The sequence below is a fragment of the Pseudomonas sp. 31-12 genome, from assembly GCF_003151075.1.
GTDB lineage: Bacteria > Pseudomonadota > Gammaproteobacteria > Pseudomonadales > Pseudomonadaceae > Aquipseudomonas.
This window is the reverse complement of sequence record NZ_CP029482.1, coordinates 617,884-642,998: the sequence shown is the minus strand read 5'-3', so window position 1 is coordinate 642,998 and position 25,115 is coordinate 617,884. Positions and strand designations below refer to the sequence as shown.

The window sequence follows — 25,115 nt, the reverse complement described above, 5'->3', positions numbered from 1 at the left end:
GCGGGTCGTTCCCTGTTATCTGAACCCTGTTGCCCAATTCATTCTTTGCCCTGGATATCCCAAAGCCTTGATTCGTCTGCTGAAATTTTTCGGTTGGTCCATCGTCGCCGTTTTCTGCGGACTGCTCCTTGGTCTGAGCGGCGCGTTTCTTTACCTTAGTCCGGGATTGCCATCTGTGGAGGCTCTGAGAAGCATCCAGTTGCAGATTCCATTGCGGGTGTACAGCAGCGACAACAAGTTGATCGCAGAATTTGGCGAAATGCGCCGCACGCCGATCCGTTTCGCCGACATTCCCCCCAATTTCATCAATGCGTTACTAAGCGCTGAAGACGACAATTTCGCCAACCACTATGGCGTCGATCCCAGCAGCCTGATGCGCGCTGCGACCCAACTGGTAAAAAGCGGACACATCCAGTCCGGCGGCAGCACCATCACCATGCAGGTGGCGAAGAACTTCTTCCTGACCAGCGAACGCAGCTTCTCGCGCAAAACCACCGAAATTCTCCTGGCCCTGCAGATCGAACGGCAGCTGACCAAGGACGAGATCCTCGAGCTGTACGTCAACAAAATCTACCTGGGTAACCGCGCCTACGGCATCGAAGCCGCCGCGCAGGTTTACTACGGCAAGTCGATTCGTGATGTCAGCCTGGCGCAGATGGCGATGATCGCCGGCCTGCCAAAAGCTCCTTCGCGCTTCAACCCACTGGCCAACCCGGCTCGCAGCAAGGAACGTCGCGACTGGATCCTTGGGCGCATGTACAAGCTCGGCAAGATCACCGAAGCCGACTACACCACCGCAATCAACGAGCCGCTGAACGCCAGCTACCACGTGCCGACGCCGGAAGTGAACGCGCCGTACATCGCCGAAATGGCCCGCGCCGAAATGGTCGGCCGTTATGGCAGCGATGCGTACACCGAAGGTTTCCGCGTCACCACGACGGTACCGAGCAATCTTCAGGAAATGGCCAACACCGCCGTCCACGAAGGCTTGATGACCTACGATCAGCGACACGGCTATCGCGGCCCTGAATCGCGCCTGCCGGGCAAGACTCGCGAGGCCTGGGCCACCGAGCTGACCAAACAGCGGACCATCAGCAGCCTTGAGCCGGCCATCGTCACTCAGGTCGACAAGAACGGCCTGCAAGTGATTACCCGCACCGGTGAAGAACACGTCGCCTGGGACACCATGAAATGGGCACGTCCATTCCTGAACACCAACAGCATGGGCGCCAATCCGAAGCAGCCATCTGACGTGGCGCAGGTCGGTGACCTGATTCGCGTGCAACGCCAACCGGACAATTCGCTGAAGTTCAGCCAGATCCCGCAAGCGCAAGGTGCGCTGGTGTCCCTTGATCCGCAGAACGGCGCCATACGCTCGCTGGTCGGTGGTTTTGCCTTCGAGCAGAGCAACTACAACCGCGCCATGCAGGCCAAACGTCAGCCGGGTTCGAGCTTCAAGCCCTTCGTGTACAGCGCTGCGCTGGACAACGGCTACACCGCCGCCAGCCTGGTGAACGATGCACCGATAGTGTTTGTCGACGAATACCTGGACAAGGTCTGGCGTCCGAAGAACGACACCAACACCTTCCTGGGCCCGATCCGCCTGCGTGAAGGGTTGTACAAGTCGCGCAATCTGGTGTCGATCCGACTGCTGCAGGCGCTGGGCGTCGATCGCACCATCGACTACATCAGCAAGTTCGGCTTCAACAAGCAGGACCTGCCGCGCAACCTGTCCCTGGCCCTGGGCACCGCGACCCTGACGCCAATGGAAATCGCCACCGGCTGGAGCACTTTCGCCAACGGCGGCTACAAAATCACCCCGTACATCATCGACAAGATCGAAAGCCGCAATGGCGACACGCTGTTCGTCGCCAACCCGCCGAGCGTTCCTCAGAGCGATGTAGCAACCAACGGCATCGCCGCACCGAGCGAGGCCCAGGCGTTCACGATCAATACGACGCCAGGCGAGGCTCCGGCCGCACCCGGCGCTGCACCGCAGACGCCAGCCGTGGCTGAACGCATCGTCGATGGTCGCACCACCTACATCCTCAACAGCATGCTCGAGGACGTGATCAAGCTCGGCACCGGCCGCCGCGCTCTGGCCTTGGGCCGCAGTGACATTGCGGGCAAGACCGGTACCACCAACGAATCCAAGGACGCCTGGTTCTCCGGCTACAACGCCGATTACGTGACCACCGTCTGGACCGGCTTCGATCAGCCTGAAAGCCTGGGCAAACGTGAGTTCGGCGGCACCGTCGCGCTGCCGATCTGGATGAACTACATGGCTGCCGCTCTGAAAGACAAGCCGCCTCATACCCAGGCAGAGCCGGAAGGCATCCTCAGCCTGCGGGTTGACCCGGTCAGCGGTCGCGCAGCCACCCCGGGCACGCCAGGCGCGTACTTCGAGCTGTTCAAGGCTGAAGACACACCACCGTCGGTGAATGAGCTGGGTAACGGCAATGCGCCGGGTAGCCCGCTGCCGGCGGATGAGGCGGCGCCGATCGATTTGTTCTGATCGCGTAGCGCAATGCAAAAGCCCCGCCTTCGAGAGAGGTGCGGGGCTTTTTATTGCCTGCAGGTTTTGTGTTGTCCTGGAAGGCCCCTTCGCGGGCAAGCCCGCTCCCACAGGGATCTCTGTTGCGTACCAGATCGCATGCACACCGATAATCCACTGTGGGAGCGAGCTTGCCCGCGAAGAGTCCCTCACAGACACCACAAAAACCACAGACAAAAAAAGCCCCGACTCATACGAATCGGGGCTTTCGGTTGAAGCGCTAAACGACTTAGCCGTTGAACACGTCATCCACGCTTTTCAGCGGGTAGTTCTTCGGATACGGCAGGGTTGCTACGCCGGTCTCGATGGCGGCTTTGGCCACAGCATCGGAGATCACGGTAATCAGGCGAGCATCCATCGGCTTCGGAATGATGTACTCACGACCGAATTCCAGCTTGATGCCACCGTAGGCGTCGCACACTTCCTGAGGAACCGGCAGCTTGGCCAGTTCGCGCAGGGCGTTGGCCGCGGCCACTTTCATTTCTTCGTTGATGCGCTTGGCGCGAACGTCCAGGGCACCACGGAAGATGAACGGGAAGCCCAGCACGTTGTTGACCTGGTTCGGGTAGTCCGAACGGCCGGTCGCCATGATCACGTCGTCACGGGTGGCGTGCGCCAGTTCCGGGGCGATTTCCGGATCCGGGTTGGAGCAGGCGAACACGATCGGGTTGGCCGCCATGGATTTCAGGCCTTCAGCGCTCAACAGGTTCGGGCCGGACAGGCCAACGAACACGTCGGCACCGGTCAGGGCGTCAGCCAGGGTGCGCTTGTCGGTCGCGTGAGCGAAGACAGCCTTGTACTGGTTCAGGTCGTCACGGCCGGAGTGGATCACGCCGGTACGATCAACCATGAAGATGTTTTCGATGTTGGCGCCCATGCTCACCAGCAATTTCATGCAGGAGATGGCGGCCGCACCGGCGCCCAGGCAGACGATCTTGGCGTCGGCGAGGGTTTTGCCAGCGATTTCCAGGGCGTTGATCATGCCGGCGGCGGTAACGATCGCGGTGCCGTGCTGGTCATCGTGGAATACCGGAATGTCGCACTGCTCGATCAGAGCGCGTTCGATCTCAAAGCACTCAGGTGCCTTGATGTCTTCCAGGTTGATGCCACCGAAGGTGATGGAGATACGCTTGACGGTGTCGATGAAGGCTTGCGGGCTTTCGGAGTCGACTTCGATGTCGAAAACGTCGATGCCGGCGAAACGCTTGAACAGCACGCCTTTACCTTCCATGACTGGCTTGGAAGCCAATGGGCCGAGGTTACCCAGGCCGAGAATCGCGGTGCCATCGGAAATGACTGCAACCAGGTTGCCTTTGCCGGTGTATTTGTAGGCCAGTTCAGGATCGCGGGCGATTTCGCGTACTGGTTCGGCTACGCCGGGGCTGTAGGCCAGCGACAGGTCGCGGGCGGTAGCGGTGGCCTTGGTGAGCTCGACACTCAGCTTCCCTGGACGAGGATGGGCGTGATATTCGAGAGCGGCAGTTTTCAAATCAGACATGTGGGCATTCCGCTTTTACTGTTGGACAGACGGACCGCCGAGGATACGCGTGTCGCAAAGTCCCCACAAGACTGACCAGTCACCCCTGTCAAGCGCCCTGCCCTAAGACTTTGGGCCAAGAGCCACGGAACACAAGGGATAGACTGTTCACAATCAATAGAAAAAATGTCTACAATTTTTTCTCAGGGCGCCGCGTGCAGCATCGACGGATCGGTGAGCGACAGAAGCCAGCGCGCCTGCCCAGATTTCAAACCGCCCCGGCGCGATCGATCCACTACCCAGCCACGCGCCTCGATCTGCTTGCCCTTCAGCCGCTCAAGCGACGCTACATCGAACTGCCCGAGCAAATTGGGTGCAACGCGCAATACAACCGCGTCCTGCAACTCAATCCAAACCCCGCCGCGATTGCGCTGAACCTTGCTCACACGACCGCTGAGCACGGCGAAACCGGAAGCGTTGATCTGCTCTGCTTTCAGTACAGGGGATTGCCGCCACAGCCCAAGACCGGCCTGACGGGCACTGCGTTCGGCGGCTTGCTGGCAGCCGACCAAATCGATATTCGGCGCGACCGCCACTTGAAATCCAAGACCTTCGGCAAGCATCTGCGCTTCGAGGTTGGCGCCATTGGCACCATAGACATGGGCCAGCGTGCGGCCGTAATGATCTTGGCTCTCTTTACCAGGCAGCAAACTCACGCGTCCGTCGCTGGCTGCAACCAGCGCTTCCAGGCGTTTGCGCGCAACCACGGCAAACGGCTCGTCTGAACGGCCCTGCTTGCCCAGCTCAGGCGTGTTCAAGCCGATCATGCGCACACTGCGGCCATCGTTCAGGCGCAAGGTGTCGCCATCCACCACCCGCTGCACCGCGACGGGTGTAAGGCCGCTCGGCACCGGGCAGAAAGCCTGGGCGCCGGACAGCCAAATCGCGGACACAAAAAAGGCGCCCGCGAGGGACGCCTTTTTCATTAGCAAGGTAAAGCCCATGGGGCTTTCGAACCTTACTCTGCTGCAGCAGGAGCTTTCTTGCCGAAAGCACCGAAACGGTCTGCGAAGCGCTGCACACGGCCGCCGGTATCCAGAGTCTTCTGCTTACCGGTGTAGAACGGGTGGCATTCGTTGCAAACGTCGATCGGCAGAGCTTTGCCGAAGGTCGAACGGGTTTCGAACTTGTTGCCACAGCTGCAAGTAACAGCAATGACTGGATAATCTGGATGGATATCAGCTTTCATGGTGTCTTCCTCGGGCTAGCGTGCCGCCACCCAACACTATTGTTGAATACCGCACGTAATTAGGCCGCGGATTCTATCAGACATTGACAATCACGCAAGCTGTCGCTTCTACCGACCGTCTGCTAGGCTCCCGGTCCAAAGCAGCGTCCCTGCGGGAGTGACCTGTGGTGAGGGGATTTATCCCCGTTGGGTCGCGGAGCGGCCCTGAAGCGGTGATTACGGTGTCTCAGAAAAACCGTATTCATTGAATTTGCGACTGCTTCGCAGCCGAACGGGGATAAATCCCCTCGCCACAGGTCGCTACCACAGGTTACGTGTTCAGCCTTTCATTTACTGCCCCGTCCAACGAGAATCCCCCGCGTGCCCGACGCCATTTTGCGCCTCGCCCTGCCTTCGCCGCTGCGCCGTCTGTTCGATTACCGTGCCCCGGCCGGCGTCCTGCGCGCCCAGTTGCAACCGGGCATGCGCCTGCGGGTGCCGTTCGGCCGGCGGGAGATGATCGGGATTCTGGTGGAGGTCACCGACACCAGCGAAGTCCCGGTGGAAAAGCTCAAGCCGGCCCTGGCCCTGCTCGACGCCACGCCGCCGTTACCGCCCGCGCTGTTCAAACTGTGCCTGTGGACCTCGCAGTATTACCAGCACAGCCTCGGCGATACCTTGAGCTGGGCGCTGCCGGTGTTGCTGCGTCAGGGTGAACTGGCCGAGGCGCGCCAGGAACGCTTCTGGTCCGCCGCGCCGGGCGCCAGCCTTGACGATCCGCGCATCGCCCGCGCGCCCCGCCAGCGTGAAGCCCTGGCGACCCTCGCCCAACACCCTCACGGCGTCGCCCATCAATTGCTGAGCAAACTGATGCTGAGCAAGGACAGTCTTGATCTGTTGCTGGCCAAGGATCTGGTGCAGGTGGAAATCCGCAAGCACGCCCCCGGCGCCCGCCACGAACACTGGCTGGCGCAACCGGAGTTGCCGCTCAATCCGGAGCAGCGCGCCGCCTATGAGGCGATTCGCGCCGGGTTCGACAGTTATCACGCGTTCCTGCTGGCCGGCGTCACCGGCAGCGGCAAGACCGAAGTCTATTTACAGCTGATCCGCGAAACCCTTGAAGCCGGCAAGCAAGCGTTGGTGTTGATCCCGGAGATCAACCTCGGCCCGCAAACCCTGGCGCGCTTCGAGCAGCGTTTTAATGCGCGCATCGCCCTGATTCACTCAGCGGTCAACGACCGCGAGCGCCTCGAAGCCTGGCTCGCCGCCCGGGACGGTGACGCCGACATCATCATCGGCACCCGTTCGGCGCTGTTCACGCCAATGAAAAATCCCGGCCTGATCATCATCGACGAAGAGCACGACGGCTCTTATAAACAGCAGGAAGGCTTGCGCTATCACGCCCGCGATCTGGCGTTGGTGCGCGCGCGGCAGGAAAACATCCCCATCGTGCTCGGCTCCGCGACGCCTTCGCTGGAAAGCCTGCACAACGCCTACACCGGTCGGTATGGCCTCCTACGGCTGAACGAGCGTGCTGGCGGCGCAAAGCAGCCGCGATTCCTGCGTCTCGATGTCAAAAGTCGTCCACTGGACAGCGGCATTTCCGGGCCAATGCAGCAAGCCATCGGTCAGACGCTGGCAGCCGGCCAGCAGGTGTTGGTGTTTCTCAATCGTCGCGGCTTTGCGCCGACGCTGCTGTGTCACGACTGCGGCTGGATGTCCGAGTGTCAGCGCTGCGATGCGCGAATGACCGTGCACCAGCGCTCCGGTGAACTGCGCTGCCACCATTGCGGCTACGTCGAGCGCGTGCCTCGACACTGCCCGAAGTGCGGCAAGGTCGATTTGCGACCGGTGGGCGCCGGCACCGAGCGCGCAGAAGAACGCTTGGCGATCCTGTTCCCGGACTTTCCGGTGCTGCGGGTCGACCGCGACAGCACCTCGCGCAAGGATGCGATGAATCAGCTGTTCGCGACCATCCAGAAAGGCCATCCATGCATTCTGGTCGGCACGCAAATGCTCGCCAAAGGGCACCACTTTCCACGGGTGACGCTGGTGTCGATACTCGATGCCGACGGCGGGCTGTTCTCCGGCGACTTCCGCGCCAGCGAGCGCATGGCGCAGCTGATCGTTCAGGTTGCGGGCCGTGCGGGGCGCGCCGAAGAGCCGGGCAAAGTGATTATCCAGACGCACCTGGCCGATCATCCGCTGTTGGTGCAACTGACCGAACAGGGCTATTTCGCCTTTGCCGAACAGGCCTTGAGTGAGCGTCGTTCTGCAGGATTGCCGCCGTTTGCGCATTTGGCGTTGCTACGGGCCGAAGCGCACAAGCCTGGGCAGGCCGAAGGTTTTCTCGATGAGGCGTGCAGCGAGGCCGAACGTTTGCTGGCTGAGCAGAATCTGACCGGGATTGAGCTTCTCGGCCCGGTGCCGGCGCCGATGGAGCGTCGCGCGGGGCGGTATCGTGCGCAGTTGTTGTTGCAGGCCACGGCCCGGGCGCCGTTGCATCGGTTGCTCGCCAATTGGTTGCTGGTGCTGGAACAGATGCCGAGTGGCCGGGCGGTGCGTTGGTCGCTGGATGTCGATCCGGTGGATTTGTATTGATTTAGAAATCGCCTTCGCGAGCAAGCCCGCTCCCACAGGGGTTGTGACAGACACATAATGTATGAACACCGCAGATTCACTGTGGGAGCGGGCTTGCTCGCGAAGAGGCCCTAATAGTCACCACATATCCATAACCTGCCCGCTATAGTTGGCAAGCACGTCTGGGCCACGGATAATGCCCAGTTTTTCCACTAGCGCATCGAAGCGCCGCCGCGCTTGCGGTCGAAAGAGAACACCATGAAAGACACCATTCGCCAGCTGATCCAACAAGCCATCACCCAACTCGTCAACGAAGGTGTGTTGCCTGAAGGCCTGTCGCCGGCGATCCAGGTGGAAAACTCCCGCGACAAGAAGAACGGCGACTTCGCCAGCAACATCGCCATGATGCTGGCCAAGCCTGCGGGCATGAAGCCGCGTGATCTGGCAGAGAAAATCATCGCCGCGCTGCCGGCTGACGAAAACGTCAGCAAGACCGAAATCGCCGGCCCGGGCTTCCTGAATTTCTTCCAGAACACTGATGCCCTGGCCACTCGCCTGGACGCCGCCCTGGCCGATGAACATATCGGTGTGCGCAAGGCTGGCCCGGCACAGCGCACCGTGGTTGACCTGTCGGCGCCGAACCTGGCCAAAGAGATGCACGTCGGCCACTTGCGCTCGACCATCATCGGCGACGGCGTGGCGCGCGTTCTGGAGTTCCTCGGCGACGAAGTGATCCGTCAGAACCACGTCGGCGACTGGGGCACCCAGTTCGGCATGCTGATGGCTTACCTTCAGGAAAACCCGATCACCAGCGACGAGCTGTCGGACCTGGAAAACTTCTACCGCGCCGCCAAGCAACGCTTCGACGAATCCGAAGAGTTCGCTGATCGCGCCCGAGGCCTGGTGGTCAAGCTGCAAGCCGGCGACCCGGACTGCCTGGCGCTGTGGACCAAGTTCAAAGACATCTCGCTGTCGCACTGCCAGAAAATCTACGAGCTGCTGAACGTCAAACTGACCATGGCCGACGTGATGGGCGAAAGTGCCTACAACGACGACCTGATCAATGTGGTCAACGACCTCAAGGCCGCGGGCATGCTGGTCGAGAGTAATGGCGCGCAGTGCGTGTTCCTCGACGAATTCAAGAACGCCGACGGCGACCCGCTGCCGGTGATCATCGTCAAGGCCGACGGCGGCTACCTCTACGCCACCACCGACCTGGCGGCCGTGCGTTATCGCAGCGGCAAGCTCAAGGCTGACCGTGCGTTGTACTTCGTCGACCAGCGTCAGGCGCTGCACTTCCAGCAAGTGTTCGCGGTCGCCCGCAAGGCTGGCTTCGTGACGCACCCGATGGAAATGGAACACATGGGCTTCGGCACCATGAACGGCGCCGATGGCCGTCCGTTCAAGACCCGTGATGGCGGCACCGTGAAGCTGATCGACCTGCTGACCGAAGCCCAGGAACGCGCCTACACCCTGGTGAAAGACAAGAACCCCACGCTTGCCGAAGACGAATTGCGCAACATCGCCAAAGTCGTGGGCATTGGCGCGGTGAAGTACGCCGACCTGTCCAAGCACCGCACCAGCGACTACAGCTTCAACTTCGACCAGATGCTGAACTTCGAAGGCAACACTGCGCCGTACCTGCTGTACGCCTACACCCGCGTGGCCGGCGTGTTCCGCAAACTAGGCAAGGATTTCAGCGAAGTCGAAGGCCAGATCGTCCTCGAAGCCGCGCACGAACACGAATTGGCAGCCAAGCTGGCGCAGTTCGGTGAAGTGCTGAACAACGTGTGCGAAAAAGGCACACCGCACATCCTGTGCACCTACCTGTACGATGTCGCCGGCCTGTTCTCCAGTTTCTACGAGAACTGCCCGATCCTCAGCGCCGACACCCCGGCGCAAATGCAGAGCCGTCTGCGCCTCGCCGCGCTGACCGGCCGCACTCTCAAGCAAGGCCTGGAACTCTTGGGTCTGGAAACTCTGGAGCGTATGTAAGTTGGCTGCCAAGAAAAAACCTGCACCCAAGCGTGGCGCCAGCCGTTACCAAGCTCCTGCAAAGCAACCGATCCCGGGCTGGCTGTGGATGGCCATCGGCCTGACGGTCGGCGCGTTCATTGTGTTCCTGATGAAACTGGAACCGGGCAAGGGCAGCGAGAGCGTCAAGCGCGAGAAGATCGAGCAGCAGAAAGCCAAGATCGCCGAGGCCAACAAGACCCCGCCGAGCCCGACGCAACCGGTGAAGCCGAAGTACGACTTCTACACGTTGCTGCCGGAATCGGAAGTCATCGTGCCACCGGATGCCGTACCGGAGAAAACCCTGCCGACGCCACAAGTGCCGGCGATTCCGACCACGCCGGTCACGCCCGAGCAAGCGGCGAAAATTGATACTGCGCGCGCTCAAGCGGCACTGGCCGGGATCACTCCGCCGCCAGCTCCACCGGTGTCCAAAGCAGCCCCGGTGACCAAGTTCTTCCTGCAGGCCGGTTCGTTCCGCAAGGAGGCTGACGCAGACAAGGTTCGGGCGCAGATCATTTTGCTGGGCCAGGCAGTGGCGGTTGAATCCGGCACGGTCAAGGACGAGACCTGGTATCGGGTTTTGGTTGGTCCGTTCAGCAATCGCGAACAGCTCACCACGGCGCAGAAACAACTGTCCGGCGCCGGCTTCAGCAACCTGTTGTTACAACAACGCCAGAACCGCTAATCTCCCGAAAACAACCTGCTTTTGTGGCGAGGGAGCTTGCTCCCGCTGGAGTGCGGAGCGCTCCCAATTCAGTCATCGCGGTTTGCCAGACAAACCGCGAAACCCGGATTTACGACTGCTTCGCAGCCGAACGGGAGCAAGCTCCCTCGCCACAGGCGATTCACCTGCACACTCCTTTGCAAACTGACACACCGCTCGTCCCCTCTCCCGTCCCGCAGTTGAAAAACGCATCACCACCCCCATATGAGTTGGCATAAGGCATTTTCGCCCCGCTGCGTGGAGACTCTCTCTTGACCACCATCGTTTCAGTTCGCCGCCACGGCAAAGTCGTCATGGGCGGCGACGGCCAGGTTTCTCTCGGCAATACCGTGATGAAAGGCAACGCGAAGAAAGTTCGTCGCCTGTACCACGGCCAGGTAATCGCCGGTTTTGCCGGGGCCACCGCTGACGCCTTCACTCTCTTCGAGCGTTTTGAAGGCCAGCTTGAGAAACATCAGGGCCACCTGGTTCGCGCCGCTGTCGAACTCGCCAAAGAATGGCGCACTGACCGCTCCCTCAGCCGCCTCGAAGCCATGCTCGCGGTCGCGAACAAAGACGCCTCCCTGATCATCACCGGCAACGGCGACGTGGTCGAACCTGAAGAAGGCCTGATCGCCATGGGCTCCGGCGGCGGTTACGCCCAGGCCGCCGCCAGCGCGCTGCTGAAAAAAACCGATCTCTCGGCCCGGGAAATCGTCGAAACCGCGCTCGGTATCGCCGGCGACATCTGCGTATTCACCAACCACACCTTCACCATTGAGGAGCAGGACCTCGCCGAGTAAGCCTGTTCCGGCCTAGCGCCACGGCTCACTTTTGCTAGAGGACCGCCAATTACTATGTCCATGACTCCCCGTGAAATCGTCCACGAACTCAATCGCCACATCATCGGCCAGGACGATGCCAAGCGCGCCGTCGCCATCGCGCTGCGTAACCGCTGGCGCCGGATGCAGCTGCCTGAAGAGCTGCGCGTTGAAGTAACACCCAAGAACATCCTGATGATCGGCCCGACCGGCGTCGGTAAAACCGAGATCGCCCGTCGCCTGGCCAAGCTCGCCAACGCGCCGTTCATCAAGGTCGAAGCGACCAAGTTCACCGAAGTCGGCTACGTCGGTCGCGACGTCGAATCGATCATTCGTGACCTGGCTGACGCGGCGATCAAACTGCTGCGCGAACAGGAAATGACCAAGGTTCGCCACCGCGCCGAAGACGCCGCCGAAGAGCGCATCCTCGACGCCCTGTTGCCGCCGGCGCGCATGGGCTTCAACAGTGATGACGCCCCATCGGCCGACTCCAACACCCGCCAGCTGTTCCGCAAGCGCCTGCGCGAAGGTCAGCTGGATGACAAGGAGATCGAAATCGAAGTCGCCGAAATGGCCGGCGTCGATATCTCCGCGCCACCGGGCATGGAGGAGATGACCAACCAGTTGCAGAGCCTGTTTGCCAACATGGGCAAGGGCAAAAAGAAAAACCGCAAGATCAAGGTCAAGGAAGCGCTGAAACTGGTGCGTGACGAAGAAGCCAGCCGCCTGGTCAACGATGAAGAGTTGAAGGCCAAGGCTCTGGAGGCCGTCGAGCAGCACGGCATCGTGTTCATCGATGAAATCGACAAGGTCGCCAAGCGCGGTAATTCCGGCGGCGTCGACGTGTCCCGTGAAGGCGTGCAGCGTGACTTGCTGCCCCTGATCGAAGGCTGCACCGTCAACACCAAGCTGGGCATGGTCAAGACTGACCACATCCTGTTCATCGCTTCCGGTGCGTTCCACCTGAGCAAGCCGAGCGACCTGGTGCCTGAGCTGCAAGGTCGTCTGCCGATTCGTGTCGAACTGAAGGCGCTGACGCCGGAAGACTTCGAGCGCATCCTCAGCGAGCCGCACGCGTCGCTCACCGAGCAGTATTGCGCCTTGCTGAAAACCGAAGGCCTGGCCATCGAGTTCCAGCCGGACGGCATCAAGCGCATCGCCGAGATCGCCTGGCAGGTCAACGAGAAGACCGAGAACATCGGTGCCCGTCGCCTGCACACGTTGCTTGAGCGTCTGCTCGAAGAAGTGTCGTTCAGCGCCGGCGACCTGGCCAGTGCCCACGATGACAAGGTGATCCTGATCGACGCCGAATACGTCAACAGCCACCTCGGTGAATTGGCGCAGAACGAAGACCTGTCCCGTTATATCCTGTAGGTCTCATTCTGTGTGAGCGGGCTTCTGTGGCGAGGGAGCTTGCTCCCGCTGGGTCGCACAGCGGCCCCAAAATCGGCGAACGCGGTTTATCAGGAAGACCACGTTCTGCGGATTTACGACTGCTGCGCAGCCGAGCGGGAGCAAGCTCCCTCGCCACAGGATCACCCGCCAACACAGGGCCTCCATACAGACGGAAGATCGGCCCCATGACGACCCAACTCCCCACCGATATCAAACTGCACAAAGCCTCGAAAACCCTGTCGCTGAAATACGCGTCCGGCGAGGAACATCACCTGCCCGCCGAGTTCTTGCGCGTGCACTCTCCTTCCGCCGAGGTCCAGGGCCACGGCAATCCCATCCTGCAATTTGGCAAGATCGGCGTAGGCCTGACCAAGGTAGAACCGGCCGGTCAGTACGCACTGAAATTGACCTTCGACGACGGCCACGACAGCGGCCTGTTCACCTGGGAATATCTGTACCAGCTGGGCGTGCGTCAGGAGGCGCTTTGGAACGATTATCTTGCTGAGCTCAAAGCCGCCGGAAAAACCCGCGATCCGAACGAATCCATCGTCAAGCTGATGCTCTAGGTCAGCCCTCTTGCTCTTTAGAGGGCATTTTCTAATTCCATCTGTTTGAATGCTCCGCTCCTGGGTCAATGATTGGCCCGCTTGCGAAAAAAATTAAACTCGGGTAACCAATGGAACTGGCAAGTTCCCTGCAGTGCTCTCTGCCGTAAAAAGCAGCGATGCAGAATTAACGGTCACCCGAGCAGAAGTACCTGGCATTGGCTGTGTGAAAACACGGCTGGATCCAGGTACTCGTCTCAGGACAATGGAGCGTCGTAGATGAGTAACAAGAATAACGATGACTTGAAGTATCAAGCCTCGGAAAACACCTTGGGGCTGAATCCTGTCGTTGGGCTGCGTGGAAAGGATCTGCTGGCGTCTGCTCGTATGGTGCTCAGGCAGGCCATCAGACAACCGATTCACAGTGCCAAGCATGTCGCCCATTTCGGCCTTGAACTGAAGAATGTGTTGTTCGGTAAATCGGAGCTTCAACCGACCAGCGATGACCGTCGCTTCGCCGATCCGGCCTGGAGCCAGAACCCGCTCTACAAACGTTATTTGCAAACTTACCTGGCGTGGCGCAAGGAACTCCACGACTGGATTGACGACAGCAATCTGCCGCCCAAAGACGTCAGTCGCGGGCATTTCGTGATCAACCTCATGACCGAAGCCATGGCCCCGACCAACAGTGCGGCCAACCCGGCGGCGGTCAAACGCTTCTTCGAAACCGGCGGTAAAAGCCTGCTTGACGGCCTCTCGCATCTGGCCAAGGACCTGGTGCACAACGGCGGCATGCCGAGCCAGGTCAACATGGGCGCGTTCGAAGTCGGCAAGAGCCTGGGCGTGACCGAAGGCGCGGTGGTGTTCCGCAACGACGTGTTGGAATTGATCCAGTACCGCCCGATCACCGAGCAGGTGCACGAGCGACCGCTGCTGGTGGTGCCACCGCAAATCAACAAGTTCTATGTATTCGACCTGAGCCCGGACAAGAGCCTGGCGCGCTTCTGCCTGCGCAACAACGTGCAGACGTTTATCGTCAGCTGGCGCAACCCGACCAAGGAGCAGCGCGAGTGGGGTCTGTCGACCTACATCGAGGCGCTGAAGGAAGCGGTCGACGTGGTCACCGCGATCACCGGCAGCAAAGACGTGAACATGCTCGGTGCCTGCTCCGGCGGCATCACCTGCACCGCCCTGCTGGGCCACTACGCCGCGATCGGCGAGAAGAAGGTCAACGCCCTGACGTTGCTGGTCAGCGTGCTGGACACCACCCTGGACAGCGACGTAGCCCTGTTCGTCGACGAGCAGACCCTCGAAGCCGCCAAGCGCCATTCCTATCAGGCCGGTGTGCTGGAAGGCCGCGACATGGCGAAAGTCTTCGCCTGGATGCGCCCCAACGATTTGATCTGGAACTACTGGGTCAACAACTACCTGCTGGGCAACGAGCCGCCGGTATTCGACATCCTGTTCTGGAACAACGACACCACCCGGTTACCCGCCGCGTTCCACGGCGACCTGATCGAAATGTTCAAGAACAACCCGCTGATTCGTCCCGACGCACTGGAAGTGTGCGGCACGCCGATCGACCTGAAACAGGTCACGGCCGACATCTTTTCCCTGGCCGGCACCAACGACCACATCACCCCGTGGAAGTCCTGCTACAAGTCGGCGCAGTTGTTTGGCGGCAAGGTTGAATTCGTGCTGTCCAGCAGCGGGCATATCCAAAGCATTCTGAACCCGCCGGGCAACCCTAAGTCACGTTACATGACCAGCACGGAAATGCCGGTTAAAGCCGAAGAATGGCAAGAGAATTCCACCAAGCACACTGACTCCTGGTGGCTGCACTGGCAGGCCTGGCAGGCCGAGCGTTCGGGCAAGCTGAAGAAATCCCCGGCGAGCCTGGGAAACAAGGCCTATCCGGCCGGCGAAGCAGCACCCGGCACCTATGTGCATGAGCGGTAACTGACACACCCCTCCCTCTGTAGAAGGGAGCTTTTGTGGTGAGGGGATTTATCCCCGTTCGACTGCGAAGCAGTCGTAAACCAACGCACTCGGTGTAACTGATACACCGAGGTTGCAGGTTTTGGGGCGGCTTCGCCACCCAACGGGGATAAATCCCCTCGCCACAAATGCCCGCTCCCACAGGGGGATCGGGGATGAATTAACCCACAGGGCCTGAAGCATGCCGCAACCGTTCATATTCCGTACCGTCGACCTGGATGGCCAGACCCTCCGCACGGCGGTACGCCCCGGCAAGCCTCACTTGACGCCCTTGCTGATTTTCAACGGCATCGGCGCCAACCTGGAGCTGGTGTTTCCGTTTGTCGCGGCGTTGGACCCGGACCTGGAAGTCATCGCCTTCGACGTACCCGGTGTCGGCGGCTCCTCGACGCCCAATCGGCCGTACCGTTTTCCGGGGCTGGCGAAACTCACGGCACGGATGCTCGACTACCTCGACTACGGAAAGGTCAACGTCATCGGCGTTTCCTGGGGCGGCGCCCTCGCCCAGCAGTTCGCGTACGACTATCCCGAGCGCTGCAAGAAACTCGTGCTGGCGGCCACGGCGGCCGGTGCGGTGATGGTGCCGGGCAAACCGAAAGTGCTGTGGATGATGGCCAGCCCACGGCGCTACATCCAGCCGTCCCACGTAATCCGCATTGCGCCGATGATCTATGGCGGTTCGTTCCGTCGCGACCCGACCCTGGCCGCCAGCCACGCAGCGAAAGTGCGTTCGGCGGGCAAGCTCGGTTACTACTGGCAGCTGTTCGCCGGGCTTGGCTGGACCAGCATTCACTGGCTGCACAAGATCCATCAGCCGACCTTGGTGCTGGCCGGCGACGACGATCCGCTGATCCCGCTGATCAACATGCGCGTGCTGGCCTGGCGGATTCCCAATGCTCAGCTGCACATCATCGATGACGGGCACCTGTTCCTGATTACCCGCGCCGAAGCCGTGGCACCGATCATCATGAAATTCCTCGAGGAGGAACGTCAGCGCGCCGTGATGCATCCGCATCCGGCGCCATTGGGCGGTTAACCGGCCCATTGTCGGTCGGCAGGACGCCGTACCGCGCAACAACCCGTAACAGCGTCTATGGTGTTCTGGTTCGGTGTATTTGTATTTGGCCTGAAGACGAAGGAGTGTTGATTCATGCGCGAAAAACCAGCGAGGGACTTTTTGCCCACTCCCGCCGCGTTCATCAACGCACAGAGTGCGATCACCGGCCTGCGTGGCCGGGATCTGTTGTCGACCCTGCGCAGCGTTGCCGCCCATGGCCTGCGCAACCCGGTGCACAGCGCCCGACACGCCTTGAAACTCGGCGGCCAACTGGGTCGCGTGCTGCTGGGTGAAACCCTGCACCCGACCAACCCGCAGGACAATCGCTTCGCCGACCCGGCGTGGAGCCTCAACCCGTTTTATCGCCGCAGTTTGCAGGCCTACCTGAGCTGGCAGAAGCAGGTCAAAAGCTGGATCGACGAAAGCAACATGACCCCGGACGATCGCGCTCGCGCCCACTTCGCGTTCGCCTTGCTCAACGACGCCGTGGCGCCGTCCAACTCCCTGCTCAATCCGTTGGCGATCAAGGAGATCTTCAACTCCGGCGGCCACAGCCTGGTGCGCGGCATCAGCCACTTGTTCGATGACTTCCTGCATAACGACGGCCTGCCCAGACAAGTCACCAAGCACTCTTTCGAGGTCGGCAAAACGGTCGCCACCACCACCGGTTCCGTGGTGTTTCGCAACGAACTGCTGGAGCTGATCCAGTACAAGCCGATGAGCGAAAAGCAGTATTCCAAACCGCTGCTGGTGGTGCCGCCGCAGATCAACAAGTACTACATTTTCGACTTGAGCCCGCACAACAGCTTCGTCCAGTTCGCCCTGAAAAACGGCCTGCAGACGTTCATGATCAGCTGGCGCAACCCGGATGTGCGTCACCGTGAATGGGGTCTGTCGACCTACGTCGAAGCGGTGGAAGAAGCAATGAACGTCTGCCGCGCGATCACCGGTGCTCGCGAGGTCAACCTGATGGGCGCTTGCGCCGGCGGGCTGACCATCGCCGCGCTGCAAGGGCACTTGCAGGCCAAGCGACAACTGCGGCGGGTGTCCAGCGCGACGTATCTGGTGAGCTTGCTCGACAGTCAGATGGACAGCCCGGCCACACTCTTCGCCGACGAACAGACCCTGGAAGCCGCCAAGCGTCGTTCCTATCAGAAAGGTGTGCTGGACGGACGCGACATGGCCAAGGTCTTTGCCTGGATGCGCCCCAACGATTTGATCTGGAGTTACTTCGTCAATAACTACCTGTTGGGCAAGGAGCCGCCAGCGTTCGACATCCTCTACTGGAACAACGACAACACCCGCTTGCCAGCGGCCTTGCATGGCGACCTGCTGGACTTCTTCAAGCACAACCCGCTGGGTCATCCGGGCGGACTGGAAGTGTGCGGCACGCCGATCGACTTGCAGAAAGTCACCGTCGACAGCTTCAGCGTGGCCGGTATCAACGACCACATCACGCCGTGGGATGCGGTGTATCGCTCGACGCTGCTGCTGGGTGGCGAGCGGCGCTTCGTGCTGTCCAACAGCGGTCATGTACAAAGCATCCTCAACCCACCGTCGAACCCGAAAGCCAACTTCGTCGAGAGCGCGAAACTGAGCAGCGATCCACGGGCCTGGTATTACGACGCCAAGCAAGTCGACGGTAGCTGGTGGACGCAATGGCTGGGCTGGGTTCAGGAACGCTCGGGCGCGCAAAAAGAAACCCACATGACCCTCGGCAACCAGAACTATCCACCGCTGGAGGCGGCACCCGGCACTTACGTTCGTGTGCGCTGACTGACAACGAACCACGGCACACGTCTGCCGTGGCATGACTCGACCATTAAGAAGACTGGATGAAAACCCGCGACCGGATCCTCGAATGTGCCCTGCAATTGTTCAATCAGAAGGGTGAACCGAACGTTTCCACCATGGAAGTTGCCAACGAAATGGGGATCAGCCCGGGCAACCTCTACTACCACTTCCACGGCAAGGAACCGCTGATTCTCGGATTGTTCGAGCGTTTCCAGGCCGAGCTTGCGCCACTGCTTGATCCGCCGGCCGATGTGGAATTGGCGCCGGAGGATTACTGGCTGTTCCTGCACTTGATCGTCGAGCGGCTGGCCCACTACCGGTTTCTGTTTCAGGACCTGTCGAACCTGGCCGGGCGCTTGCCGAAACTGGCCAAGGGAATCCGCAACCTGCTCAATGCACTGAAGCGCACGCTGGCTTCATTGCTGGCGCGGCTGAAGGCTCAGGGGCAGTTGGTCAGCGATACGCAGGCGCTGGGGCAATTGGTGGAGCAGATCACCATGACGCTGCTGTTCTCGCTGGACTACCAGCGGATTCTTGATCGCGAGGGTGAAGTGAGGTTGGTGGTGTATCAGATCATGATGCTGGTGGCGCCGCATTTGCTGCCGCCGATCAAGGTCGCGACTGAGCAACTGGCGCTGCAATACCTCGAAGAACACGAGTAACCCCTGAACACCGCCGCCCCCCTGTGGGAGCTAGCCTGCTAGCGATAGCGATTATCCGTCGACATTGTTGTGACTGATGAACCGCTATCGCTAGCAGGCTAGCTCCCACAGCGGCTGCGGTGTTTGCAGATCCGTGCACAAACAAAAACGCCCGACCTTTGCAGGCCGGGCGTTTTCTTGAGCCCTGAAAATCAGGACTGACTGGTTGGCGTCGATGGAGCTGGCGCGGCAGTCGGGGTTACAGCAGGGGTCGGCGCGGCAGCAGAGTTCGAGGTGCTGGCCGGAGTCGGCGAGGTTGCCGGTTTGGCGGCAGCCACTGCTGGTTTTGGTGCGGCAGCTTTAGGAGCGGCCGGTTTTTTCACTGCTGGCTTCTTCGCTGCGGCAGGTTTTGCCGCTGGCTTGGCTGCCGGTTTGGCCGCTGCAGTTTTAGCAGCCGGTTTAGCGGCAGCTGTTTTAGCCGCTGGTTTTGCTGCGGCTTTGGCGGCGACCGATTTGACCGCTGCCTTGGCTGCAGCAGGTTTAGCGGCGGCAGTTTTGGTAGCGGACTTGGCTGCGGACGCAACTTTCGACGCGGCTTTGGCGACCGGTTTAGCGGCAGCCTTGGCCAGTGGTTTGGCAGCAGGTTTGGCCGCTGCAGTTTTCGCCGCAACAGGCGCCACCTTGGCGCCAGTGAGTTTTTCGATTTGCTTGGTCAGGGTATCGACCTTGCTGTGCAGCGCTTTCACTTCATTGCGGCTCGGCACACCCAGGCGCGAAATGGCGCTGTTCAGGCGCTTGTCGAAAGCCCCTTCCAGCTCATCCCACTTGCCCAGCGCACGATCTTTCACGCCGCTGATGCGCGACTTGGCCGACGAAGCGGAATCCTTGACGTCATCGACTTTCTTGCCGACTGCGCTCTTGGTCAGCTTCTCGGCTTTCTCGCCGTCTTTAACCAATGTATCGAAGAGCTTGCTGCCGTCAGTGTCGATCTTCGAGTACACGCCTAAACCAGCCAGCCAGATCTTGCGGGAGTAGTCTTCGACTTTCCCAATCCACGAGCTGCCTTCTTTTTCGGTGTTCTTTTTACCAGCCATCCCGTTCTCCTTAAGATTTACGCGCGACGCGTTCGAGCAATGCCGTCAGCTCATCGAGCTTAGCAGAGAGTGTCTCAACGTCATGTTTAGACGGAATGCCGATACGATTCAAGGCACTTGCGACACGCGAGTCAAAAGCCTTCTCGACCTTGTCGAGTTGAACTTCGACCTTGGCTTTGAAAGTGCTCACTTCACTCTTGGCTTCATCGATCTCTGAGTTAGCCGCTTCTAGTTTCTCGGCAACTGCTTTTTTGCCTTTGGTTTCAACAGTTTGACCAGCCTTGATCAACTCTTGAAAGTACTCGCTGCCCTCTTGGCCAACCTTGGTGTAGGCCCCCAGGCCTGCCAGCCAGATCTTGCGGGCATAGGATTTGACGTCGCTAAGTGCGGTTGTCGAAGCGTCGATTTTTTTCTTCAGAATAACTTTGGCCATGGTGCACCTCACGCGCAGAAGGTTTGAGGAACTGCCCGCGAAAGTGTCGGGCTCAGGCACAAAGTAGGGAGAAAAATTAGAAACGGCACCCTAACAACTGACATAAAACTTCGGACACACCACAAAACAAATGTGGGAGCTAGCCTGCTAGCAATAGCGATTTATCCGTCGACATTGTTGTTGACTGATGAACCGCTATCGCTAGCAGGCTAGCTCCCACAGGGGCCTCAATTCGAAATCAGACCAGAGCCTTATCAAGAGCCTTTTCGATTTCCGATTTGATCATGCCGCTCATGGCCGACATCATCAGGCCCAACTCCACATCGACGCGGATCGAGTCTTCGCTGACAAGTACCGCGCCTTTAACGCCGGAGCGTCTGAGGTTCAGGGTGTCGCCGGACCACTGCGGCTCCAGGCCATATTGATCGGACAGTTTCTGCGCCAACTGGTCGGCCTTCTCGCGGGCCGCTTCCTTGCCCAGGCCGTGGGCACGTTCAACACTAATACGGGCCATCGAATGACTCCTGCTTTATGAATGCTTTCCTGAAGCATCTTGACCGCTGCTGCGGCAAAACGTCCCGGTGGTTGCCTATCTTACCTGCAGCCTTGCCAAGACAAAGCAGGCCACCGGGATTAGAATGTCCCGCATTCTCTTTTGGTGACAGCGATATGACTGATCAGCGCAAAGGCAGCGATGCCGAACCCACCACTCACTTCGGCTTCAAAAACGTTCCGGAAAGCCAGAAAGCGGAAAAAGTCGCTGAGGTTTTTCACTCGGTAGCGGCCAAGTACGACTTGATGAACGACCTCCTGTCGGGCGGCATGCACCGCCTGTGGAAGCGTTTCGCGATCGAGCTGTCGGGCGTTCGCACCGGTAACCGCGTGCTGGACATCGCTGGCGGCACGGGCGACCTGACCAAGAAATTCTCGCACCTCGTGGGTCCGACCGGCCAGGTGGTGTTGGCCGACATCAACGAATCCATGCTCAAGGTCGGTCGTGACCGCCTGCTGGACCTGGGTGTGGCCGGCAACGTCGAATTCGTTCAGGCCGACGCTGAAAAGCTGCCGTTCCCGGACAACCATTTCGACTGCGTGACCATCGCCTTCGGTCTGCGCAACGTGACGCATAAAGAAGACGCCCTGCGCTCGATGCTGCGCGTACTCAAGCCAGGCGGCCGTTTGCTGGTGCTGGAATTCTCCAAACCGACCAACGCGCTGATGTCCAAAGCCTACGACGCTTACTCGTTCGCCTTCATGCCGCTGATGGGCAAGCTGATCACCAACGACTCGGAAAGCTATCGCTACCTGGCCGAATCGATCCGCATGCACCCGAATCAGGAAACCCTGAAGTCGATGATGGTCGAAGCCGGTTTCGACCGCGTGACTTACCACAACATGACCGCAGGCATCGTCGCCCTGCACCGCGGCATCAAACCCTGATGCTGCTGGCCGGCCTGCTCGCCAGCGTTGAACTCGGTCTGAACCGGGTGCTGCGTCTCGACAGTACGGCGCTGCCGCGGCTGGCGCATTTGAGCGGAAGAGTGATTGCCGTCGATTGCTGCAGCCCGGCGCTGCAACTGTTCATTTTGCCCAGCGACGAAGGCCTGATGCTCGCCTCCCACTGGGAAACCGGCGCCGATTGCACCTTGCGCGCACCGGCTTCAAGCCTGTTGAAACTGGCGATGAGCAAGGACAAGACATCGGTGCTGCATGGCCCGGAAGTCGAGCTTGACGGTGACAGCGGCGTACTGCTGGAACTGGCGGCGATCCTTCAGGACCTTGAGCTGGACTGGGAGTACGAACTCTCGCGCTGGCTGGGGCCTGTGGCCACGCAACTGGTCAGCGGGCACCTGCGCAGTCGCGCACGCTGGTATCAGCAAGGCTTCGCCAGCCTGAATCAGAATCTGGGCGAATACCTGGCCGAAGAATCGCGCACCCTCGTCGGTCAGCGCGAAGCCGAAGCCCGTTTCAGTGAACTGGACCAGATCAAGCTCGATCTGGAACGTCTCGAGGCGCGTTTCGAGCGCCTTTCCCGATCCCTCGACCCAAGCGATAACGCATGAAGCTGCTTGCCGTCCGCCGTTTGTTGCGCATCCAGCGCGTTGTGATTCGCTACCGCCTCGATGACCTGTTGTTCGCCCTGCCGCTGCCCTGGTTTCTGCTGGCGCTGCGCTATGCGTTGCCGTGGCGCTGGTTCCCGCGCAAGACGCTGGACCTGAGCCGTGGCGCACGCTTGCGCCTGGCGTTGCAGGACCTTGGGCCGATTTTCATCAAGTTCGGGCAGATCCTTTCGACGCGCCGCGACCTGCTGCCCGAAGACATCGCCGATGAGCTGATGAAGCTGCAGGACCGGGTGCCGCCGTTCGACTCGCAGGTGTCGGTCAACCTGATCGAAGAGCAGCTCGGCAAGAAGATCAGTGAGGTCTTCAGCCGCTTCGACGTTGAACCGCTGGCCTCGGCCTCAGTAGCGCAGGTGCATGCCGCGCAGCTGAAAACCGGCGAAGAAGTCGTCGTCAAAGTCATCCGCCCGGGCTTGAAACCGATCATCGCCCAGGACCTGGCGTGGCTGTTCATCCTCGCCCGCGCCGCCGAAAAGCTCTCGGCCGACGCGCGCCTGCTGCACCCGGTGGACGTGGTCCTGGACTACGAAAAAACCATCTATGACGAACTCGACCTGCTGCGCGAAGCGGCCAATGCCAGCCAATTGAAGCGCAACTTCGACGGGTCACCGCTGCTGTATGTGCCGCAAGTCTATTGGGACTGGTGCCGGCCAAAAGTGCTGGTGATGGAGCGCATCTACGGGATTCAGGTGACCGATCTGGCGACCCTGGCCGACCAGCGCACCGACATGAAAATGCTCGCCGAACGCGGTGTGGAAATCTTCTTCACCCAGGTGTTTCGCGACAGCTTTTTCCACGCCGACATGCACCCGGGCAACATCTTTGTCAGCACCGTGAATCCGTGGAGCCCGCAGTACATTGCAATCGACTGCGGCATCGTCGGCAGCCTGACCCCGGAAGACCAGGATTACCTGGCGCGTAACCTGTTCGCGTTTTTCAAGCGCGACTACCGACGTGTCGCCCAACTGCACATCGATTCGGGCTGGGTACCGGCGGAAACCAAACTCAACGAATTCGAAGCGGCGATCCGTACGGTGTGCGAACCGATCTTCGAAAAACCATTAAAAGATATTTCATTCGGTCAGGTGCTGATGCGCCTGTTCCAGACCGCTCGACGCTTCAACATGGAAGTGCAACCGCAACTCGTGCTGCTGCAAAAAACCCTGTTGAACATCGAAGGCCTGGGCCGTCAGCTGTACCCGGATCTGGATTTGTGGAACACCGCGCAGCCGTTCCTCGAACGCTGGATGCGCGAGCGCGTCAGCCCCAAAGCCTTGCTCGGCAACGTGCAGAGCCAGTTCGAACAGATTCCGCACCTGACCAACATGGCCCGCGACCTGCTTGAGCGCATGTCCCAACCCCACGCCAACGACCCGCCACCACCGTGGCACAAGCGCAAGGACGACTGGTTCCTGCGACTGCTCGGCTGTGCGCACCTGGCCGGCGGCACCATACTCGCGGCGGGCAGGCCGTTGAACGAACTGGGCCACTGGCCGGCCGGCCTCATGGTAGCCGTCGGTTTGTATCTGGTCGTTCGCCGATAGCCAGAGCCACCGCACGCTGGCACACTGTTTCAACGCTTGGGTTCTGCTCATGAAGTGTGGAACCCGCTGTCGGAGTCGAAGATGAAAAACTGGCTGGACGAGATCAAGTGGGACGCCGACGGCCTGGTGCCGGCGATTGCCCAGGATCACAAGACCGGGCGCGTCCTGATGATGGCCTGGATGAACCGCGAAGCACTGGAACTGAGCGCGGCCGAAAACCGTGCCATTTACTGGTCACGTTCCCGTGGCAAGCTGTGGCGCAAGGGCGAAGAGTCCGGCCATGTGCAAACGCTGCATGAGATGCGCCTGGACTGTGACGCCGACGTGATCATCCTGATGGTCGAGCAGATCGGCGACATCGCCTGCCATACCGGCCGCCAGAGCTGCTTCTATCGCGTCTTCGAGAACGGCGACTGGAAAACCGTCGACCCGGTGCTCAAAGACCCGCACGCCATTTATTCCGCAGGACACACCCATGAGTGACACCCTGACCCGTCTGGCCGAGGTGCTGGAAGAGCGCAAAGGCGCCGCCGCCGACAGCTCGTATGTCGCCAGCCTGTACCACAAAGGCTTGAACAAGATTCTGGAAAAAGTCGGCGAAGAGTCGGTCGAAACCATCATTGCCGCCAAGGACGCCGCCATCAGCGGTGACTGCAGCGATGTGATCTACGAGACCGCCGATTTGTGGTTCCACAGCATGGTCATGCTCGCCCAACTGGGGCAGCATCCACAGGCTGTACTCGATGAACTGGACCGTCGTTTCGGTCTGTCCGGACACGCCGAGAAAGCCTCGCGCCCGTCCGCCTGAACAACTATTAGAGAGGAGCAGCAACATGGGCATTTTTGACTGGAAACACTGGATCGTCATCCTGGTTGTTGTCGTTTTGGTGTTCGGCACCAAAAAACTGAAAAACCTCGGCACTGACGTGGGCGAGTCGATCAAGGGCTTCAAGAAAGCCATGAACGACGACGAAAAACCGGCCGATCCGACTGTTACTCCGGCCCAACCGGTGCCACCGGTTCAGCCACAGACCACGCAGTCCGTGAACCAGCCGCACACCATCGACGTGCAGGCGCAAAAAGTCGAAGAGCCGATCCGCAAAGACGTGTGAGCA

The 25,115-nt window shown here is 60.2% G+C and carries 23 protein-coding genes; 17 read left to right on the top strand and 6 right to left on the bottom strand.

Annotated features, from left to right (window positions below):
• Positions 1-70 precede the first annotated feature (70 nt).
• The gene (locus tag DJ564_RS03005; protein WP_371922070.1) at positions 71-2,515 is read left to right on the top strand and encodes a penicillin-binding protein 1A; all 2,445 of its coding nucleotides are present in this window, start codon (positions 71-73) and stop codon (positions 2,513-2,515) included.
• A gap of 268 nt (positions 2,516-2,783) precedes the next feature.
• Here the strand turns inward: DJ564_RS03005 and DJ564_RS03000 are convergent, their stop codons facing one another.
• The 3 genes from DJ564_RS03000 to rpmE form a co-directional block, all read right to left on the bottom strand.
• On the bottom strand, positions 2,784-4,052 hold the full coding sequence (locus DJ564_RS03000) for a malic enzyme-like NAD(P)-binding protein (RefSeq protein ID WP_010464435.1): 1,269 nt from the start codon (positions 4,050-4,052) through the stop codon (positions 2,784-2,786).
• A gap of 182 nt (positions 4,053-4,234) precedes the next feature.
• Positions 4,235-5,035 (bottom strand): thermonuclease family protein, encoded by an 801-nt coding sequence (locus tag DJ564_RS02995; protein ID WP_109627566.1) that lies wholly within the window; start codon positions 5,033-5,035, stop codon positions 4,235-4,237.
• Positions 5,036-5,049: 14 nt separating this feature from the next.
• Positions 5,050-5,280: a 50S ribosomal protein L31 gene (rpmE, locus tag DJ564_RS02990; protein ID WP_077747612.1), complete on the bottom strand. Its 231-nt coding sequence runs from the start codon at positions 5,278-5,280 to the stop codon at positions 5,050-5,052.
• A 360-nt stretch (positions 5,281-5,640) separates the two neighbouring features.
• Here rpmE and DJ564_RS02985 point away from each other — a divergent pair, with 360 nt between their 5' ends.
• The 10 genes from DJ564_RS02985 (at position 5,641) to DJ564_RS02925 (ending at position 18,830) form a co-directional block, all read left to right on the top strand.
• Positions 5,641-7,860 carry a primosomal protein N' gene (locus DJ564_RS02985; protein ID WP_109627564.1) on the top strand — a complete coding sequence of 740 codons (2,220 nt, stop codon included), beginning with the start codon at positions 5,641-5,643 and terminating at the stop codon, positions 7,858-7,860.
• A gap of 237 nt (positions 7,861-8,097) precedes the next feature.
• A complete protein-coding gene (gene argS, locus DJ564_RS02980) occupies positions 8,098-9,834 on the top strand; it encodes an arginine--tRNA ligase (RefSeq protein WP_109627563.1) in 1,737 nt (578 codons plus the stop codon).
• A 1-nt stretch (position 9,835) separates the two neighbouring features.
• Positions 9,836-10,540 (top strand): SPOR domain-containing protein, encoded by a 705-nt coding sequence (locus tag DJ564_RS02975; RefSeq protein WP_109627561.1) that lies wholly within the window; start codon positions 9,836-9,838, stop codon positions 10,538-10,540.
• Positions 10,541-10,830: 290 nt separating this feature from the next.
• Positions 10,831-11,361 carry an ATP-dependent protease subunit HslV gene (gene hslV / locus DJ564_RS02965; protein WP_007899242.1) on the top strand — a complete coding sequence of 177 codons (531 nt, stop codon included), beginning with the start codon at positions 10,831-10,833 and terminating at the stop codon, positions 11,359-11,361.
• A gap of 54 nt (positions 11,362-11,415) precedes the next feature.
• Positions 11,416-12,753, top strand: coding sequence for an ATP-dependent protease ATPase subunit HslU (gene hslU, locus DJ564_RS02960; protein WP_109627557.1), 1,338 nt, complete (start codon positions 11,416-11,418; stop codon positions 12,751-12,753).
• Positions 12,754-12,959: 206 nt separating this feature from the next.
• On the top strand, positions 12,960-13,340 hold the full coding sequence (locus DJ564_RS02950; RefSeq protein ID WP_109627556.1) for a gamma-butyrobetaine hydroxylase-like domain-containing protein: 381 nt from the start codon (positions 12,960-12,962) through the stop codon (positions 13,338-13,340).
• Positions 13,341-13,598: 258 nt separating this feature from the next.
• Positions 13,599-15,278, top strand: coding sequence for a class II poly(R)-hydroxyalkanoic acid synthase (gene phaC, locus DJ564_RS02945; protein WP_109627554.1), 1,680 nt, complete (start codon positions 13,599-13,601; stop codon positions 15,276-15,278).
• Between the two features lie 220 nt (positions 15,279-15,498).
• Entirely contained in the window at positions 15,499-16,353 is an 855-nt protein-coding gene (phaZ, locus tag DJ564_RS02935) for a poly(3-hydroxyalkanoate) depolymerase (RefSeq protein WP_084322545.1), read from the top strand.
• A gap of 114 nt (positions 16,354-16,467) precedes the next feature.
• Positions 16,468-18,150 (top strand): class II poly(R)-hydroxyalkanoic acid synthase, encoded by a 1,683-nt coding sequence (gene phaC, locus DJ564_RS02930; RefSeq protein WP_109627551.1) that lies wholly within the window; start codon positions 16,468-16,470, stop codon positions 18,148-18,150.
• 59 nt (positions 18,151-18,209) lie between these two features.
• Positions 18,210-18,830 carry a TetR/AcrR family transcriptional regulator gene (locus tag DJ564_RS02925; protein WP_033055348.1) on the top strand — a complete coding sequence of 207 codons (621 nt, stop codon included), beginning with the start codon at positions 18,210-18,212 and terminating at the stop codon, positions 18,828-18,830.
• 191 nt (positions 18,831-19,021) lie between these two features.
• On the opposite strand, the gene DJ564_RS02920 is transcribed toward DJ564_RS02925, so the two are convergent.
• The 3 genes from DJ564_RS02920 to DJ564_RS02910 all read right to left on the bottom strand — a co-directional run bounded on the left by DJ564_RS02920 (position 19,022) and on the right by DJ564_RS02910 (position 20,850).
• The gene (locus DJ564_RS02920; RefSeq protein ID WP_109627549.1) at positions 19,022-19,903 is read right to left on the bottom strand and encodes a phasin family protein; all 882 of its coding nucleotides are present in this window, start codon (positions 19,901-19,903) and stop codon (positions 19,022-19,024) included.
• 10 nt (positions 19,904-19,913) lie between these two features.
• The gene (locus DJ564_RS02915) at positions 19,914-20,336 is read right to left on the bottom strand and encodes a phasin family protein (protein ID WP_109627547.1); all 423 of its coding nucleotides are present in this window, start codon (positions 20,334-20,336) and stop codon (positions 19,914-19,916) included.
• A 238-nt stretch (positions 20,337-20,574) separates the two neighbouring features.
• Positions 20,575-20,850 carry a polyhydroxyalkanoic acid system family protein gene (locus tag DJ564_RS02910; protein WP_094469536.1) on the bottom strand — a complete coding sequence of 92 codons (276 nt, stop codon included), beginning with the start codon at positions 20,848-20,850 and terminating at the stop codon, positions 20,575-20,577.
• 155 nt (positions 20,851-21,005) lie between these two features.
• Between DJ564_RS02910 and ubiE the strand changes: the two genes are divergently transcribed.
• The 6 genes from ubiE (at position 21,006) to DJ564_RS02880 (ending at position 25,112) form a co-directional block, all read left to right on the top strand.
• On the top strand, positions 21,006-21,776 hold the full coding sequence (gene ubiE / locus DJ564_RS02905; RefSeq protein WP_007948968.1) for a bifunctional demethylmenaquinone methyltransferase/2-methoxy-6-polyprenyl-1,4-benzoquinol methylase UbiE: 771 nt from the start codon (positions 21,006-21,008) through the stop codon (positions 21,774-21,776).
• Positions 21,776-22,399 carry an SCP2 domain-containing protein gene (locus DJ564_RS02900; protein ID WP_109627545.1) on the top strand — a complete coding sequence of 208 codons (624 nt, stop codon included), beginning with the start codon at positions 21,776-21,778 and terminating at the stop codon, positions 22,397-22,399. The genes ubiE and DJ564_RS02900 overlap by 1 nt, the downstream gene beginning before the upstream one ends.
• Entirely contained in the window at positions 22,396-24,000 is a 1,605-nt protein-coding gene (gene ubiB / locus DJ564_RS02895; protein ID WP_109627544.1) for a ubiquinone biosynthesis regulatory protein kinase UbiB, read from the top strand. Before DJ564_RS02900 ends, ubiB begins: the two co-directional genes overlap by 4 nt.
• A gap of 81 nt (positions 24,001-24,081) precedes the next feature.
• Positions 24,082-24,483 (top strand): phosphoribosyl-AMP cyclohydrolase, encoded by a 402-nt coding sequence (gene hisI, locus DJ564_RS02890; RefSeq protein ID WP_054054645.1) that lies wholly within the window; start codon positions 24,082-24,084, stop codon positions 24,481-24,483.
• Positions 24,476-24,808 carry a phosphoribosyl-ATP diphosphatase gene (locus DJ564_RS02885; protein WP_008047820.1) on the top strand — a complete coding sequence of 111 codons (333 nt, stop codon included), beginning with the start codon at positions 24,476-24,478 and terminating at the stop codon, positions 24,806-24,808. Before hisI ends, DJ564_RS02885 begins: the two co-directional genes overlap by 8 nt.
• Positions 24,809-24,833: 25 nt before the next feature.
• A complete protein-coding gene (locus DJ564_RS02880; RefSeq protein ID WP_010464483.1) occupies positions 24,834-25,112 on the top strand; it encodes a twin-arginine translocase TatA/TatE family subunit in 279 nt (92 codons plus the stop codon).
• Positions 25,113-25,115: the final 3 nt, after the last annotated feature.